Here is a 15,432-nt window from a genome sequence, read left to right as displayed (position 1 = left end):
GCGATCTGCCTCCAAGATCAAAATATAGGCATCTAGAGAAAATGGGCAAAGCTTAGGCATATGCCTTGTGCATTGCGCAAATTTCCCTCAATCAATTTTTAACCGGCTCTCTTTGTTTCGTTCAATCTAATGTAGCAACGCACTGATAACATGTGTCTATTTTGCGCTTTTCCGCATGCCTTCAGCGGTTGGCACGGGGGTTGCATTGCATAGTTGCGGTGCAATCAAACCAGCTTGGGAGTCTTCCGCATGAGGGGTAATTTCTCGACAATAGCAAAAATGTTCTCGGCGAGCGTAGTTGCCGCCGGCCTGGTGATGTCTGCTCCGGCCAGGGCCGCCGATGATACGATCAAGGTCGGCATTCTTCATTCGCTGTCGGGCACGATGGCGATTTCAGAGACGACGCTGAAGGACGCCATGCTGATGCTCATCGACGAGCAGAACGCCAAGGGCGGCCTGCTCGGCAAGAAGCTCGAAGCGGTCGTCGTCGATCCGGCTTCCAACTGGCCGCTGTTCGCCGAAAAGGCGCGTGAGCTGATCTCGAAGGACAAGGTCGCCGCGGTGTTCGGCTGCTGGACCTCGGTGTCGCGCAAGTCGGTGCTGCCGGTGTTTTCCGAACTCGACAATATCCTGTTCTATCCGGTCCAGTATGAGGGCGAGGAAAGCGAGCGCAATGTCTTCTACACGGGTGCCGCGCCGAACCAGCAGGCCATTCCGGCCGTCGATTACCTGATGAGCGAGGACGGCGGTTCGGTGAAGCGCTGGGTGCTCGAAGGCACCGACTACGTCTATCCGCGCACCACCAACAAGATCCTCGAAGCCTATCTGAAGGCCAAGGGCGTCGCGGCCGAAGACATCATGGTCAACTATACGCCATTCGGCTTCTCCGACTGGCAGACCGAAGTCTCGGCGATCAAGAAATTCGGCTCGGCCGGCAAGAAGACCGCCGTCGTCTCGACCGTCAATGGCGATGCCAACGTGCCGTTCTACAAGGAACTCGGCAACCAAGGCATCAAGGCCGAGGACATCCCGGTCATGGCCTTCTCGGTCGGCGAGGAAGAGCTGGCCGGTCTCGACACCGCGCCGCTGGTCGGCCATCTCGCCGCCTGGAACTATTTCGAGAGCGTCGATACGCCCGAGAACAAGAAGTTCATCGCCGACTGGCACAAGTTCATCAAGAGCGACAAGCGCACCACAAACGACCCGATGGAAGCTCATTATATCGGCTTCAACATGTGGGTGAAGGCGGTTGAGAAGGCCGGCACCACCGATCCGGACAAGGTCATCGACGCCATGATCGGCGTTTCTGTGCCAAACCTGACCGGCGGCTACTCGACGATGATGCCGAACCATCACATCACCAAGCCGGTGCTGATCGGCGAAATCCAGGCCGACGGCCAGTTCGAAACGGTTTCGCGCACGCCCGGCCTTGTGATGGGCGACGAATGGTCCGACTACCTGCCGGACTCCAAGGATTTGATCTCCGATTGGCGCAAGCCGCTGTCGTGCGGCAACTTCAACGTTGCCACCGGCAAGTGCGGCGGCAAGGGCACAAACTGATCCTCCCCGGGCTGGGCCTTCATGCCAAGCCCAAGACCGCACGCGTCCGGACGGTTTCCTCCACTGTCCGGACGCGCCCATTTCAAATCTTCAAGGGTTAACTCAAGCCGATGACCTTGATCCGCACGATTGGCCTGACGCTGTTGTTCCTGCTGGCGACACTGTCGTCGTCGGGCGCAGGCGAAGCCGATCTGCGCGCCATCATCGCCAAGTTCGCGACCGCCAAGGGCTTTTCCGAGACCGGAGCCGTCGTGCATGACCTCGCCGCCACCGGCGATCCCTTGGTCGAACACCCGCTTTCGGCACTCGCCGATGGCAATCTCTATATCCGCAAGGCGGATTCCCTGGTCTTCGTCGGCAAGGAAACCGGCGAAAGCCTCCAGCTTTTCGATCCGCTCAGCAGCGAAGCATCCGGCGAGGCGGCCAAGGGCGACGTCGCCAAGATCAAGGTCAACAACACGCTGCGCCGCGTCATCCGCGATGCGCTCGGCACGCTGACGCTTGGCGCCAAGGATCCGGCCGTGCGGCTGGCAGCCGCCCGCACCATGTTCAAGACGCCCGACGCAGCCAACATCGAGCCACTCGACACGGCAATCGCCAGCGAGACCGTGGCCAGCGTCAAGGCTCTGCTCGAACAGGCCCGCGCGGCCTCGGTGCTTGTTTCCGACAGGCCCGAGGCCGACAAACTCGCCGCGGTCGCCCTGATCGGCGCGCGTGGCGACCGCGACGCGGTTTCGCTGCTCACTTCGGTCGAGGGCAGTGCCTCCGGCGCGGTCAAGGACGCGGCGACCGCAGCGATCGCCAACATCAATTCGACGCTGGCCTTGTGGGATGCCGGACAGAACATCTGGTACGGGATTTCGCTGGGTTCGGTGCTGCTGCTGGCAGCGATCGGGCTTGCCATCACCTTCGGCGTCATGGGCGTCATCAACATGGCGCATGGCGAGATGGTGATGCTTGGCGCCTATACGACCTTCGTCGTCCAGCAAGTGATCCGGACGTCCTTTCCCGGCCTGTTCGACTGGTCGCTGGTGATCGCGCTGCCGCTCGCCTTCCTGGTCGCGGCATTCGTCGGTCTCGTCATCGAGCGCGGCGTGATCCGGTTCCTCTACGGCCGGCCGCTGGAGACGCTGCTGGCAACCTGGGGCGTCTCGCTCATCCTGCAGCAGGCGGTGCGCTCGATCTTCGGACCGACCAACCAGGAGGTCGGCAATCCGTCCTGGATGTCCGGCTCCTTCGACGTCGGACAATTGGCCATCACCTGGAACCGGCTGTGGATTCTGGTGTTCGCGCTCACGGTGTTCGGCATGTTGCTCTATGTAATGAAGCGCACGCCCTGGGGGCTGCAGATGCGCGCCGTCACCGCCAACCGGCGCATGGCCGCCTCGATGGGCATCAGGACGCCCTGGGTCGACGCGCTGACCTTCGCGCTGGGATCCGGCATTGCCGGTATCGCCGGCGTCGCGCTCAGCCAGATCGACAATGTCTCGCCCAATCTTGGTCGCGGCTACATCATCGACAGCTTCATGGTGGTCGTCTTCGGCGGTGTCGGCAATCTCTGGGGTACATTGGTCGGCGCCTTTTCGCTCGGCATCGTCAACAAGGTTCTCGAGCCCTATGCCGGCGCGGTGCTCGGCAAGATCGTCGTGCTGGTGCTGATCATCCTGTTCATCCAGAAGCGCCCGCGAGGCCTGTTCGCGCTCAAGGGCAGGGCGGTGGAAGCATGATATCGGGACGCTTCTTTGCCGCCGGCGCGGATCGCCGCATCGCCATCACCATCTTCATCCTGCTGGCGGTGGCTATAATCGTGCCGGTGCTTAACCTGGCCGTCTCGCCGACAAGCGCCTTCTACATTCCGTCCTACATCGTGGCGCTGACCGGCAAATATCTCTGCTATGCACTGCTGGCGCTCTCGCTCGATCTGGTCTGGGGCTATTGCGGTATCCTCTCGCTCGGCCACGGCGCCTTCTTCGCGCTCGGCGGCTATGCGATGGGAATGTATCTGATGCGCCAGATCGGCTCGCGCGGCGTCTACGGCAACCCGATCCTGCCCGATTTCATGGTGTTCCTGAACTACAAGGAATTGCCCTGGTTCTGGACCGGTTTCGACCATTTCTGGTTCGCCGCTATCATGGTGCTGGCGGTGCCCGGCCTGCTTGCCTTCATCTTCGGCTGGTTCGCCTTCCGCAGCCGCGTCACCGGTGTCTACCTCTCCATCATCACCCAGGCGATGACCTATGCGCTGCTGCTTGCCTTCTTCCGCAACGACATGGGTTTCGGAGGCAATAACGGCCTGACCGATTTCAAGGATATTCTGGGCTTCAACGTGCAGGCCGATACCACCCGTTCGGCACTGTTCGCGGCCAGCGCGGTGATGCTGGCACTCGCCGTTTTCATCACCTGGGCGATCGTCGGCTCCAAATACGGCAAGCTGCTGATGGCCGTGCGCGACGCCGAGAGCCGCACGCGCTTCCTCGGCTGGCGGGCGGAGAACGTAAAGCTGTTCGCTTTTACCGTTTCGGCTGTCATGGCAGGCATTGCCGGCGCGCTCTACGTGCCGCAGGTCGGCATCATCAATCCAGGCGAATTCGAGCCGGCCAATTCGATCGAGGTGGTGATCTGGGCGGCGGTCGGCGGCCGCGGCACCATTGTCGGGCCGATCATCGGCGCGTTGCTGGTCAATGCCGGCAAATCCTGGTTCACCGGCGTGCTGCCGGAATTCTGGCTGTTCGCGCTCGGGGGCCTGTTCGTCGCCGTCACCTTGCTCCTGCCCAAGGGCATCATCGGCATGTGGGACAGCTGGCGCGGCAATGCCAGGGCGCTGCGCGTGGCGTCCCTCGCTGAAGAAGCCGGCGCCGAGGTTGGCATCGCGTCCGCGACCTCGAAGCCCGCTCGCTCGCCGGCGAGAAACCCAGGCGAGTGGTCCTGGTCCGACCCCGAACCGCAGGCGGCGGAGTAAGCGACCGTGAGCAAATCCAACACTATCCTCTATCTCGACGGCGTCTCGGTGTCCTTCGATGGCTTTCGCGCCATCAACAATCTGTCCCTGGTGCTCGACAAGGGCGAGATGCGCGCCATCATCGGCCCCAACGGCGCCGGCAAGACGACGATGATGGACATCGTCACCGGCAAGACGAGGCCGGATGAAGGCGAAGTGTTCTTCGACGGCCAGGTGGACCTGACCAGGCATGACGAAGCCGAGATCGCCATGATGGGCATCGGCCGCAAATTCCAGAAGCCGACCGTTTTCGAAAGCCACACGATCGAAGAAAACCTGATGCTGGCGCTGAAGGGACCGCGTTCGATCTTCCCGGCGCTGTTCCATCGCCAATCGCCCGCCGAGGCGCGGCAGATCGATGACATCCTTGGCATCATCCGGTTGGGCGACAAGCGCCGCGAACTCGCCGCCAATCTTAGCCACGGCCAGAAACAATGGCTCGAGATCGGCATGCTGCTGGCGCAGGACCCGAAGCTGCTTCTGGTCGACGAGCCGGTGGCCGGCATGACCGATGCCGAGACCGAGGAAACCGCGCGGCTGCTCAGGGATATCGCCCGTGACCACTCGGTCATTGTCGTCGAACACGACATGCATTTCGTCCGCGAACTCGGCGTCAAGGTTACCTGCCTGCATGAAGGCTCGGTGCTCTCGGAAGGGACGCTCGATTTCGTTTCGGCCGACGAGCGCGTCGTCGAAGTCTATCTGGGGAGATGAGCATGCATTGGCGGGTTCAATTCCATCGCTTCGATCTGTCTTTGCTGAGGTTCTGGAGAAGGCGCTGACATGCTCGAGGTTTCCAATGCCACGCTGCACTACGGCGCCGCCCAGGCGTTGCGCGGCGTATCGCTGAAGGCGGGCGCCGGCAAGATCACCTGCGTGCTCGGCCGCAACGGCGTCGGCAAGACCAGTTTGATGAGATCGATCGTCGGCCACCACAGGCTGACGAGCGGAAGCGTTGCCTTCGAGGGGAAGGCGCTCGACCGGAGCGCGGCGTATGACCGCGCCCGGTCGGGCATCGCATTCGTTCCGCAGGGCAGGGAGATCTTTCCGCTGCTCAGCGTGCGGGAAAATCTCGAATCCGGCTTCGCGCCCTTGAAGCGCGCCGACCGCAACGTGCCGGCGCACGTCTTCGAGCTGTTTCCGGTGCTGAAGCAGATGCTTGGCCGCCGTGGCGGCGATCTTTCCGGCGGCCAGCAACAGCAGCTCGCCATCGGCAGGGCACTCGTGATGCGGCCGAAGCTGCTGGTGCTCGACGAGCCGACCGAAGGCATCCAGCCCTCTGTCATCAAGGATATCGGCCGCGCCATACGCTATCTGCGCGACCAGGCCGGCATTGCGGTGCTGCTGGTCGAACAGTATCTCGATTTCTGCCGCGAACTCGCCGACGAGGTCAACATCATGGATCGCGGCCAGATCGTCCACACCGGCCCGGCGGAAGATTTAGACCGGGCCGATGTCCGCAAATTCCTCACGGTCTAGAATCGGTGCCAGACTTCATTGAAGATTTGAAGTTATTGGCAAGTCCAATATTTCCTACATCCATCATCTGCGTCTCTGGCACATGCAATATCGCATGCTAGTCTTTCCGTGGCTTTGTGAGTCGGCCGTTTCCGTATCAGTCTGGTTATCGCAGATCGCGGCGCGGCAAAGGCCCTGCAAGTTCCACGCAAGCAAGGCTTCCTAGCTTCCCGATCTGATTGTCGTTCAAACGCGTTTGGGCACACAGGCTAAGGGACAGCCATGGAACGTTACGTCGAGGACTACCAGAAGCGGCGGCTTACCGAACGCGTCGACATCATCGCCGCCATCAACATTCTGAGGTCACAGGGCTGTGACTACGACGACCTGATCGAGGAGATCACCAAGGTCTTCTATGTCGATCTCGATACCTTCAATGAAATCGTCATGGCGGCCTAATGCATGTCGCCCGGCGGGCTTGGCATGATACGCGCGTTTAGCTCGCGCGTCGGAATGGCGAGGCGGTGACGCGGTTGCGACCTCCCCGCTTGGCGTCATAGAGCGCCTTGTCGGCGGCGCTGAGCACCTTGTCCAGGCTGATGCCCTCTTTGCTGCCAAACGCAAATCCGGCGCTGACCGTACAGGTGAGGGAACCGGTTTCGGTTTCTATCAGTCGCGTCGCGAAAGCCGCCCGGATACGCTCGGCTGCTTCCTCGACCGCCTCCGGCAGCGTGCGCTTCAGTACCAGCGCGAATTCCTCGCCGCCCATGCGCGCGGCGACGTCGGCCGGTCGAAGGTTGGCTGCCAACTCGTTGGCGAACACCCTCAGCACTTCATCGCCCGCCGCATGGCCGAATTCGTCGTTGATGGTTTTGAAGTTGTCGAGGTCGAAGACGACCACCGCGGTAAAGGCGCCGACCGGGACATGGCCATGCATGTCGAACAGCGCGCGCCGGTTGAGCAGGCCGGTCAGGGAATCCGTCTGGGCGTTGCGATGGTGATGCCTCGCCAGACGCCCCTGATTGAGGGCAAGCGACAGCGCGCCAATACCTGTCATGCTGGCGATAACCACGATGAGACTGAGCTCCTCGGCCCAGTTGCTTGGTGCATGTCCAAGCACCAGTTTTCCTTCCCAGGCGAGAACCATGGCGCAGAGCCCGAACGAGGTGGCCGTGGCCGAATAGAGCGCGGTGATGCCGATCGTCAGCGCGGGTGCCTCATCACGGCCCTTCCAGTATTCGAACGCCGTAGCGAACAGGAGCACGGCGGCAAACATGTTCTCCGCCATGAAGCCGAGGCCATCATAACCCAGAGCCATGGGGGGCAACGCTATCGCCAGGGAATAGCAACCCCACAGGGCCCGCGGCAGTGGCGAGCCGCCGGTTCGGAACTGATAGGCCGCACCCAGCATGGTCGAAAAGCCGATCAGCAGAAACGCCGAGGTGGCGATGCCGAGCAGGCGTCCCGGCATCCCGATATAGGCGTCATAGACAAAAATATCGCCGACCACGAACACCAGGCTGATCGCCCATGTCAGCAGGAATTTTTCCGAGCGGGCGGTCAGCCACATGCCGAACAATGTCAGGCTGAGGCAAGCGGCCGAGAAACCGACGGCCAGCAGAAGTGACGTGTAGTCGAGCGACATGCCCTCTTTCCCTGCCGGCGGCGGTCCCAGCTCTGCGGCTTGGCGTCGGCGCATTCATGCGGCAAGGAAGTGTCGATAAGGTTACGATCGTGGCGAAGATGCCCAGGAACAGGCGCTTTGCTACGCTCAATACGCCGGGCGATGTGCTTATTGTGTGCAGCTGGAAACCGACTGACGCCTTTTCAGTCGGCTACGCGCCTCATCAATGCCATCGCCCCGAACGGCGCCCGCACCTTGCCCTCGGTGATGAAGTAGACGAACACGTCGCGTGGCTGGACCGGGGCGTCGCTGGCGGGGTCGGCGCGCCGCAGATCCGCCGGCTGCTTGCCTTGCGCCCAGATCTTGGCCCGCGCCGCCCACTCGTCGAGGCCCTTTGGCGTGTAGCAGTCCGGATTGTCATCCGAGCCGGTCTGCAGCCGGGCGTAGATGAAATCGCCAGTGATGTCGGCGATGTCAGGATATTTGGCATGGTCGGCATAGACGATCGCCGCCTTGTATTTGCGGGCGAGCGCTGGGAATTCCGGCACGATGAAACTGTCGTTGCGCACTTCCAGCGCGTGGCGCAGCGCGACACCATCCTGCTTTTCCGGCAGCAGCTTCAGAAACGCCTCGAAATCGTCCGGATCGAACTTCTTGGTCGGAGCGAACTGCCACAGGATCGGTCCCAGCTTGTCGCCGAGCGCGGCAACGCCGGAACCCAGGAAACGCATCATCGATTCACCGGCCTCGCCCAGCACGCGCCGGTTGGTAACGAAGCGGTTGCCTTTCAGCGAATAGACGAAATTGTCAGGTGCTTCGTTGGCCCATTTGACGAAGGTCGGCTCCTTGAAGCTAGAATAATAAGTGCCGTTGACCTCGATGCTCGGCACCTGCCGGGTAGCGTATTGCAGTTGCTTGGCCTTCGACAGTTTCTCGGGGTAGAAGGACGTGTCCCAGGGTTCGAAGGTCCAGCCGCCCATGCCGGCGCGGATTGTTCCCGATTTGCTCATTGTCGTCCTCCCAGATTTCTAGTGGCGATCAGGCCGTGGTGGACCTGTTGTCGACGGGTTTGGCCATGTCGACGAGTATCCACCCTGGCCGGTAGGGATTGGGCCGGCGACCCGTTTCGCGATAGCCGTAAGCGAGATAGAGCGCGATGTTTCGTTCCATTTTCGCATTGGTGTAGAGCCGTATCTCCGGCAGGCCCCACTGCCGCGCCTGCTCGTCAGCGTGCTTCAGCAATGCAATACCGAACCCCTTGCCCTGGAAGGCAGGCGACACCGCGACGGAGAAGATCATCGCGTGATCTTCATGCCGCTCCAGCGTGATCACTCCGGCAAGTTCATCACCGCTCTCCAGCAGCCAGACCTGGCCCTGGGCAATACGCGGCGCGTAGTCCTCGGTAACCGGGATCGGCGGTGCATCGAGTATGGCATTGTAGGGAGCGTAGGCGGCTTGCGTCAGCGCGATGATTGCGGCGAGATTTTCGGGGCCGGCAAGCCTCACCCCAAAGCTGCTCTGGACCGTGATGAGATCATCCTTACCCATCACTCCGCCGCTTCGCGTTTGCCTCCGGGGCGTCGCTCCAGCAGTTCCTTCAGGAACTGGCCGGTGTAGCTGCGCTTTTCGCGCACGATCGCTTCCGGCGTGCCCGAGGCGACCAGTTCGCCGCCGCCATCACCGCCCTCGGGGCCAAGGTCGAGCACCCAGTCTGCGGTTTTTATCACTTCGAGATTGTGCTCGATGACCACCACCGTATTGCCTTGGTCGACCAGTTCGTGCAGCACTTCCAATAGCTTGGCGACGTCATGGAAATGGAGACCGGTGGTCGGTTCGTCGAGGATGTAGAGCGTCTTGCCGGTCGCCTTGCGCGACAGTTCCTTGGCGAGCTTGATGCGCTGCGCTTCACCGCCGGACAGCGTCGTCGCCTGCTGGCCGATATGGATGTAACCAAGGCCGACCTGCTTCAGCGTCTCCAGCTTGTCGCGTACGCCGGGTACGGCGGCGAAGAAATCGACGCCTTCCTCGACGGTCATGTCGAGCACGTCGGCGATCGACTTGCCCTTGAACAGCACGTCGAGCGTCTCCCTGTTGTAGCGCTTACCGTGACAGACGTCGCAGGTGACGTAGACGTCGGGCAAAAAGTGCATCTCGATCTTGATGACGCCATCGCCTTGGCAGGCCTCGCAGCGGCCGCCCTTGACGTTGAAGGAGAAGCGGCCCGGCTGATAGCCGCGCGCCTTCGCTTCCGGTAGCCCGGCGAACCAGTCGCGGATCGGCGTGAAGGCGCCGGTATAGGTGGCGGGGTTCGATCGCGGCGTGCGGCCGATCGGCGACTGGTCGATGTCGATGACCTTGTCGAGGAACTCCAATCCCTCGATGCGGTCATGCTCGGCCGGATGCTCGCGCGAGCCCATGATGCGGCGCGAGGCCGCCTTGAACAGCGTCTCGATCAGGAAGGTCGACTTGCCGCCGCCCGACACGCCGGTGACGGCGGTGAAAGTGCCGAGCGGGATTTCGGCGGTGACGTTCTTCAGATTGTTGCCGCGCGCGCCGACGATCTTCAGCCGCCGGTTTTTCTTCGCCTCGCGACGCACGCCGGGCGTTGCCACTTCGAGCGCGCCCGACAGATATTTGCCGGTGATCGAATTCGGGTTGGCCATCACCTGCTGCGGCGTGCCCTGGGCGATGATCTCGCCGCCATGGATGCCGGCGGCCGGACCCATATCGACGACATAGTCGGCATGCAGGATGGCGTCCTCGTCATGCTCGACGACGATCACGGTGTTGCCGATGTCGCGCAGGTGCTTGAGCGTGTCGAGCAGGCGGGTATTGTCGCGCTGGTGCAGGCCGATCGACGGCTCGTCCAGCACGTAGAGCACGCCGGTCAGGCCTGAGCCGATCTGCGAGGCCAGCCGGATGCGCTGGCTTTCGCCACCCGACAGCGTGCCGGAATTGCGCGACAAGGTGAGATAGTCGAGCCCGACATCGTTGAGGAAGCGCAGACGCTCGCGGATTTCCTTCAGGACGCGGACAGCGATCTCGTTCTGCTTGTCGTTGAGCTGCGCCGGCAGGTCGGTGAACCATTTGTCGGCGTTGCGGATCGACTGTTCCGTCACTTCGCCAATGTGCTTGCCGGCGATCTTCACCGCCAGCGCCTCCGGCTTCAGCCGGTAGCCCTTGCAGACCGGGCAGGGCGTTGCCGACATGAAACGCTCGATCTCCTCGCGCATCCAGGCGGATTCGGTCTCCTTCCAGCGGCGCTCGAGATTGGGGATGACGCCTTCGAAGGTCTTGGTCGTCTTGTAGGAGCGCAGGCCGTCATCATACTGGAAGGTGATCTCGCGCTCGCCGGTGCCGCGCAGGATCGCTTCCTGGGCTTGCGCTGAAAGATCCTTGAACTTGTCGCCGAGCTTGAAGTCGTACGCCTTGCCCAATGCCTCGAGCGTCTGCGAGTAATAGGGCGAGGTCGATTTCGCCCATGGGCTGACGGCGCCGTCGCGCAGCGACACGTTCTCGTCCGGCACCACGAGGTTGGGGTCGATGGCGCGCTGGCTGCCGAGACCGTCGCAGGTCGGGCAGGCGCCAAACGGGTTGTTGAAGGAGAACAGCCTGGGCTCGATTTCCGGAATGGTGAAGCCGGAAACCGGGCAGGCGAACTTTTCCGAGAACAGGATGCGCTCATGCGTCTCGTTCTTCGACTTGTTGACCGAATCCTCGCCAGTCTGGCTGGCATCGAGCGGCCTGTCGGCGAACTCGGCCACTGCCAGCCCCTCGGCCAGCTTCAGCGCCGTCTCGATGGAGTCGGCAAGCCTTGTGGCAAGGTCGCCGCGAACGACGATGCGGTCGACGACGACGTCGATGTCGTGCTTGTATTTCTTGTCCAGCGCCGGCACATCGGCGATTTCATAGAAGACGCCGTCGACCTTGACGCGCTGAAAGCCCTTCTTCTGCAACTCCAGCAGTTCCTTGCGATATTCGCCCTTGCGGCCGCGCACGATGGGCGCCAGCAGGAACAGGCGCGTGCCTTCCTCGACGGCCAGCACCCGGTCGACCATCTGGCTGACCGTCTGGCTCTCGATCGGCAGGCCGGTGGCCGGCGAATAGGGCACGCCGACGCGGGCAAACAGAAGGCGCATATAGTCGTAGATCTCGGTGACGGTACCGACCGTCGAACGCGGGTTTTTCGACGTGGTCTTCTGCTCGATCGAGATGGCCGGCGACAGGCCGTCGATCTGGTCGACGTCCGGCTTCTGCATCATTTCGAGGAATTGCCGGGCATAGGCCGAGAGGCTCTCGACATAGCGGCGCTGGCCTTCTGCATAGATGGTGTCGAAAGCAAGCGACGATTTGCCGGAGCCCGACAGGCCGGTCATGACGATCAGGCTGTCACGCGGCAGGTCGAGATCGACATTCTTCAGATTGTGTTCGCGCGCCCCGCGAATGGAAAGATATTTATGGTCGGCCATGTCAGGTCGCCGCCTCAGATCTGGAATTTGTGGGATCGGCGGGTTTCCCCGGCCATTCCCTATGTAGTTATTTTTGCCGCCACGTCGAGAGACGCCACAATTCTCGACAGAAGTCGTTTAACCGCCTTTCGCGCGAGGGGGCAAGCGGAAAGAACAAAGGCCGAACACGCTCCTGACAAAGCTGTGCGGAAGCTGACCCGAACGTAAGCTCCCGGCGATCACATTTTTCCGTAACCGGCTATTGATGGTTGACGCGGCCAACTCACGGGAGCAGTCTTGCGAAGTCAGCGAAGCCGGCCGTCTATCGATGGCCTCGCCGCCCCAAGGCGGCCTGCGAGACGCCGCAGGCATTTGCGATTTGCGCTTCACGACGACAATGTCGCAACGGACAAGAGGAGCGGAGCATGACGCCACCGGATAGTCCCCCAGGGCTTCAGTTGTTACTGGAGCCGCGGCAGGCATAAGTGCCAAGGGCAGGCGTTTGCGCCACCCGACAAACCGTGACCTGCCGTATCCCTGAAAATCAGAGACTGCTAGTCGGATCGTCGGCTGAATGCCGCGAAGCATCCGAAATCAAACGCCGGCAGTACACTCCCGGCAAAAATGGATTTGAGATCCAGAAAAGCCCCGTCCGTTTGCCCAAGGCACGGCGGGGCTGTTCTTTTGGCGGGCTCCAGTTGGAAGGCCCGATCTTTGCCTATCTGGGTGGCTTGATCCCGCCAACTCCAACATCGACGGTGATGCTGCCGGAAATCCTGACATTGGTATTGCCGATCTTGAACTGCCCGTTGCCGCTGCTGGGGAACGCGTCGTCGGGTTCGGGCACCGGGGCGGGCTTTGCGATGCGATAGTCGCCGGTTACGCCGGGCAGGGCGCCTTTCCGAACCGACGACGAGGCCTCGTCGGCAAGTGCCGACCTGGACACAAGGCCGACGATGGCAAGCACCATGGCGGCCGTGACACGGTGCGATGTTCTTGATCGATGAGTGTCGGTCATCCCCTTGTTATAGGGGCCTGCCGCCACCGGAGCCAGAGCGGGATCGTCAAATCTTCGACAAGCAGCAGGATTTGACCTCACTCTGGTCCTACGCAGCCTTTTTGCGGGTGTCGAACACATGGTCGACGATGCCCCAGGCCTGGGCCTCGCGGGCGGTCATGAAATGGTCGCGGTCGAGCGTGCGCTCGACGTCGTCATAGCTGCGGCCGCAATGCTGGGCGTAGAGTTCGGTCATGTGGCGTTTGGTCTGGCCGATGCGTTCGGCGTGCCGCTGGATGTCGGAAGCCTGGCCCTGGAAGCCGCCCAGCGGCTGATGTAGCAGGATGGTGGCGTTGGGTAGTGCGATGCGGCGCCCGGCGGTGCCCGCCATCAGCAGGAACGATCCCATCGACGCTGCAAAGCCCATGCATACGGTCGACACCGGGCAGCTGATATACTGCATCGTGTCGTAGATGGCGAAGCCGCTGGTCACCATGCCGCCGGGCGAGTTGATGTAGAGCGAGATCTCCTTCTCGGGATTGTCCGACTCCAGCGACAAAAGCTGCGCGCAGACCAGCGCCGAGACGTCATCGTTAATCTCCCCGTTGACGAAGACGATGCGCTCGCGCAGCAGCCGCGAAAAAATGTCGAACGCGCGTTCGCCGCGGCTCGATTGCTCGATTACCATCGGCACAAGACTGGCAACACCGCCCATTTTTCTGTCTCCAATTTTCCGTGTTCAAGCCGCGTGCAGCAGCAGAAGGCGTGGGGTGTTCGCGGCTATAGGCGTGCCGGTCCCGTGCAGCGAAAGCCGGCAGCCTGCCCCCGCCATGGCCACGGCCGGCATCGCCTTGCGAGCAAAGCCGTCATGGACGATGCGCAGATGCGTGCCGCCGGAAACGGTTCGGGCGAGTGTGAAGGTGACGGTGCTGTCGAGTGGGTGCGCGGCATCGTCCGACCGCTCGCGCCAGGAATAGCGCAGCAGGCGTTCGGGCTCGGCATCGAGAATCTCGCATTCGATCGCCGCGTCTTGACCGGCGAAGGCAAAGCGGCTGCCGGTCTGCGGCCTGATGTCGTTGGGCATCATCCAGGCGGCGAGCAGTTCCGGCACGGTCAGCGCCCGCCAAACCTTTTCCGGCGGCTCGGCAAGATCGTATTCGAACTCAATCGCATCGGGAGAGACTTCGCTTTGGCTGTTCATTGATCCATGTCCTTCAAAACCGTCTTCAGCCTTTCGATGCGCTCCGGCCAGAAGGTACGGTAGCGTTCGATCCATGAGAGCAGCGGGGCAAGCCCCTGCGGATCCACACGATAATAGGCGTTGCGGCCGGCCCGCCGCTCGACCACGAGGCCGGCGCCCCGCAGCACCGCCAGATGCTGCGACACCGCCGGTTGCGACACCGTCAGGCCGCTGCGCAATTCCGATACGCTCATCTCGCTTGTGGCGAGACGCTCAAAGACGGCGCGGCGTGTCGGGTCGGCCAAGGCGCGGAAAATCTCTGCTTCGATCATGACAAAAGCATAAGTCGATACTTATCGATTTGGCAAGCGCTGTTTTGAGACCCATATGCGGCGTTCCGGCATTGCTGCCATTCCTTGACAATTGGCCGCAGTGCATATAGGAACGAAAAGGGAACAAAAACCTTGTGGGAAAAGCCAGCCTTGGCAAGCGGCTGACGTGCGTAGCCTGTAAGGTGCTGCGACAAAAATTTGTTTCGGATAGCGCGGAGAAATATCATGGCGGGTAGCGTCAACAAGGTCATTCTGGTCGGCAATCTCGGCGCTGACCCTGAAATCCGCCGCCTGAACTCGGGCGAGCCGGTCGTCAACATTCGCATCGCGACGTCGGAAAGCTGGCGCGACAAGAATTCCGGCGAGCGCAAGGAAAAGACCGAGTGGCATAACGTCGTCATCTTCAATGAGGGCATCGCCAAGGTGGCGGAGCAGTATCTGAAGAAGGGCATGAAGGTTTATGTCGAGGGCCAGCTGCAGACGCGCAAATGGCAGGACCAGACCGGTGCCGACAAATACACGACCGAAGTCGTGCTGCAGAAATTCCGCGGCGAGTTGCAGATGCTCGACGCGCGTGGCCAGGGTGAGGGCGGTCAGGTTGGCGGCTACAGCGGTGGCGGCAGCAGCCGTGGTTCCGATTTCGGCCAGTCGAGCCCGAACGAAGGGTTCAACCGCGGTGGCGGCAACGCTCCCAGGGGCGGCGGTGGCGGTGGTTCGTCGCGCGAACTGGACGACGAAATTCCGTTCTGATCGAAAGCCGCACCAAATAGCGAATGCCTTTACTTGATATGCCCCGAGGGTCCGCATGGACTTTCGGGGTTTTGCATGGTGGTTT

The 15,432-nt window shown here is 61.8% G+C and carries 15 protein-coding genes; 7 read left to right on the top strand and 8 right to left on the bottom strand.

The genetic code is table 11. The features are described 5' to 3' along the window. Positions 1-279: 279 nt before the first annotated feature. The 6 genes from urtA (at position 280) to FJ527_RS03755 (ending at position 6,475) form a co-directional block, all read left to right on the top strand. Entirely contained in the window at positions 280-1,560 is a 1,281-nt protein-coding gene (gene urtA, locus FJ527_RS03780) for an urea ABC transporter substrate-binding protein (RefSeq protein WP_224528120.1), read from the top strand. A gap of 110 nt (positions 1,561-1,670) precedes the next feature. Continuing rightward, positions 1,671-3,287, top strand: coding sequence for an urea ABC transporter permease subunit UrtB (gene urtB / locus FJ527_RS03775; protein WP_140716860.1), 1,617 nt, complete (start codon positions 1,671-1,673; stop codon positions 3,285-3,287). Further along, complete coding sequence (urtC, locus tag FJ527_RS03770; protein WP_140821786.1) at positions 3,284-4,519, top strand: urea ABC transporter permease subunit UrtC; 1,236 nt, start codon at positions 3,284-3,286, stop codon at positions 4,517-4,519. The genes urtB and urtC overlap by 4 nt, the downstream gene beginning before the upstream one ends. A gap of 6 nt (positions 4,520-4,525) precedes the next feature. Then, positions 4,526-5,272 carry an urea ABC transporter ATP-binding protein UrtD gene (gene urtD / locus FJ527_RS03765; RefSeq protein ID WP_015317700.1) on the top strand — a complete coding sequence of 249 codons (747 nt, stop codon included), beginning with the start codon at positions 4,526-4,528 and terminating at the stop codon, positions 5,270-5,272. Between the two features lie 69 nt (positions 5,273-5,341). Continuing rightward, the gene (gene urtE, locus FJ527_RS03760) at positions 5,342-6,037 is read left to right on the top strand and encodes an urea ABC transporter ATP-binding subunit UrtE (RefSeq protein ID WP_140616298.1); all 696 of its coding nucleotides are present in this window, start codon (positions 5,342-5,344) and stop codon (positions 6,035-6,037) included. Positions 6,038-6,298: 261 nt separating this feature from the next. Next, the gene (locus FJ527_RS03755; RefSeq protein WP_013531844.1) at positions 6,299-6,475 is read left to right on the top strand and encodes a hypothetical protein; all 177 of its coding nucleotides are present in this window, start codon (positions 6,299-6,301) and stop codon (positions 6,473-6,475) included. Positions 6,476-6,512: 37 nt separating this feature from the next. Here the strand turns inward: FJ527_RS03755 and FJ527_RS03750 are convergent, their stop codons facing one another. From FJ527_RS03750 to FJ527_RS03715, 8 genes are all read right to left on the bottom strand, one after another. Next, the gene (locus tag FJ527_RS03750) at positions 6,513-7,661 is read right to left on the bottom strand and encodes a GGDEF domain-containing protein (protein ID WP_140821784.1); all 1,149 of its coding nucleotides are present in this window, start codon (positions 7,659-7,661) and stop codon (positions 6,513-6,515) included. Positions 7,662-7,843: 182 nt separating this feature from the next. Further along, positions 7,844-8,650 (bottom strand): DUF72 domain-containing protein, encoded by an 807-nt coding sequence (locus FJ527_RS03745; RefSeq protein WP_140664221.1) that lies wholly within the window; start codon positions 8,648-8,650, stop codon positions 7,844-7,846. A gap of 28 nt (positions 8,651-8,678) precedes the next feature. Beyond that, entirely contained in the window at positions 8,679-9,188 is a 510-nt protein-coding gene (locus tag FJ527_RS03740) for a GNAT family N-acetyltransferase (RefSeq protein WP_181166273.1), read from the bottom strand. Next, positions 9,188-12,109, bottom strand: a complete 2,922-nt coding sequence (gene uvrA / locus FJ527_RS03735) for an excinuclease ABC subunit UvrA (RefSeq protein WP_140664219.1) — start codon at positions 12,107-12,109, stop codon at positions 9,188-9,190. Before uvrA ends, FJ527_RS03740 begins: the two co-directional genes overlap by 1 nt. 697 nt (positions 12,110-12,806) lie before the next feature. Next, a complete protein-coding gene (locus tag FJ527_RS03730; protein WP_140821783.1) occupies positions 12,807-13,106 on the bottom strand; it encodes a hypothetical protein in 300 nt (99 codons plus the stop codon). An 88-nt stretch (positions 13,107-13,194) separates the two neighbouring features. Further along, on the bottom strand, positions 13,195-13,800 hold the full coding sequence (locus FJ527_RS03725; protein WP_140821781.1) for an ATP-dependent Clp protease proteolytic subunit: 606 nt from the start codon (positions 13,798-13,800) through the stop codon (positions 13,195-13,197). A gap of 24 nt (positions 13,801-13,824) precedes the next feature. Then, entirely contained in the window at positions 13,825-14,286 is a 462-nt protein-coding gene (locus FJ527_RS03720) for an SRPBCC domain-containing protein (RefSeq protein WP_140616308.1), read from the bottom strand. Further along, positions 14,283-14,597: a metalloregulator ArsR/SmtB family transcription factor gene (locus FJ527_RS03715; protein ID WP_140821779.1), complete on the bottom strand. Its 315-nt coding sequence runs from the start codon at positions 14,595-14,597 to the stop codon at positions 14,283-14,285. Before FJ527_RS03715 ends, FJ527_RS03720 begins: the two co-directional genes overlap by 4 nt. Before the next feature lie 225 nt (positions 14,598-14,822). Between FJ527_RS03715 and FJ527_RS03710 the strand changes: the two genes are divergently transcribed. Next, entirely contained in the window at positions 14,823-15,347 is a 525-nt protein-coding gene (locus tag FJ527_RS03710) for a single-stranded DNA-binding protein (RefSeq protein ID WP_023773877.1), read from the top strand. Positions 15,348-15,432: the final 85 nt, after the last annotated feature.

Source organism: Mesorhizobium sp. B2-4-18 (assembly GCF_006441385.1).
Classification (GTDB): domain Bacteria; phylum Pseudomonadota; class Alphaproteobacteria; order Rhizobiales; family Rhizobiaceae; genus Mesorhizobium; species Mesorhizobium australicum.
The sequence above is the reverse complement of the archived record's forward strand: the minus strand, read 5'-3'. Positions and strand labels throughout refer to the sequence as shown.

Excerpts from the sequence above, each read along its gene's own strand:
- urtA (WP_224528120.1), top strand. The coding sequence starts at position 280 with ATGTTCTCGGCGAGCGTAGTTGCCGCCGGCCTGGTGATGTCTGCTCCG.
- urtB (WP_140716860.1), top strand. The coding sequence starts at position 1,671 with ATGACCTTGATCCGCACGATTGGCCTGACGCTGTTGTTCCTGCTGGCG.
- urtC (WP_140821786.1), top strand. The coding sequence starts at position 3,284 with ATGATATCGGGACGCTTCTTTGCCGCCGGCGCGGATCGCCGCATCGCC.
- urtE (WP_140616298.1), top strand. The coding sequence starts at position 5,342 with ATGCTCGAGGTTTCCAATGCCACGCTGCACTACGGCGCCGCCCAGGCG.
- FJ527_RS03755 (WP_013531844.1), top strand. The coding sequence starts at position 6,299 with ATGGAACGTTACGTCGAGGACTACCAGAAGCGGCGGCTTACCGAACGC.
- FJ527_RS03750 (WP_140821784.1), bottom strand. The coding sequence starts at position 7,661 with ATGTCGCTCGACTACACGTCACTTCTGCTGGCCGTCGGTTTCTCGGCC.
- FJ527_RS03745 (WP_140664221.1), bottom strand. The coding sequence starts at position 8,650 with ATGAGCAAATCGGGAACAATCCGCGCCGGCATGGGCGGCTGGACCTTC.
- FJ527_RS03740 (WP_181166273.1), bottom strand. The coding sequence starts at position 9,188 with ATGGGTAAGGATGATCTCATCACGGTCCAGAGCAGCTTTGGGGTGAGG.
- uvrA (WP_140664219.1), bottom strand. The coding sequence starts at position 12,109 with ATGGCCGACCATAAATATCTTTCCATTCGCGGGGCGCGCGAACACAAT.
- FJ527_RS03730 (WP_140821783.1), bottom strand. The coding sequence starts at position 13,106 with ATGACCGACACTCATCGATCAAGAACATCGCACCGTGTCACGGCCGCC.
- FJ527_RS03725 (WP_140821781.1), bottom strand. The coding sequence starts at position 13,800 with ATGGGCGGTGTTGCCAGTCTTGTGCCGATGGTAATCGAGCAATCGAGC.
- FJ527_RS03720 (WP_140616308.1), bottom strand. The coding sequence starts at position 14,286 with ATGAACAGCCAAAGCGAAGTCTCTCCCGATGCGATTGAGTTCGAATAC.
- FJ527_RS03715 (WP_140821779.1), bottom strand. The coding sequence starts at position 14,597 with ATGATCGAAGCAGAGATTTTCCGCGCCTTGGCCGACCCGACACGCCGC.
- FJ527_RS03710 (WP_023773877.1), top strand. The coding sequence starts at position 14,823 with ATGGCGGGTAGCGTCAACAAGGTCATTCTGGTCGGCAATCTCGGCGCT.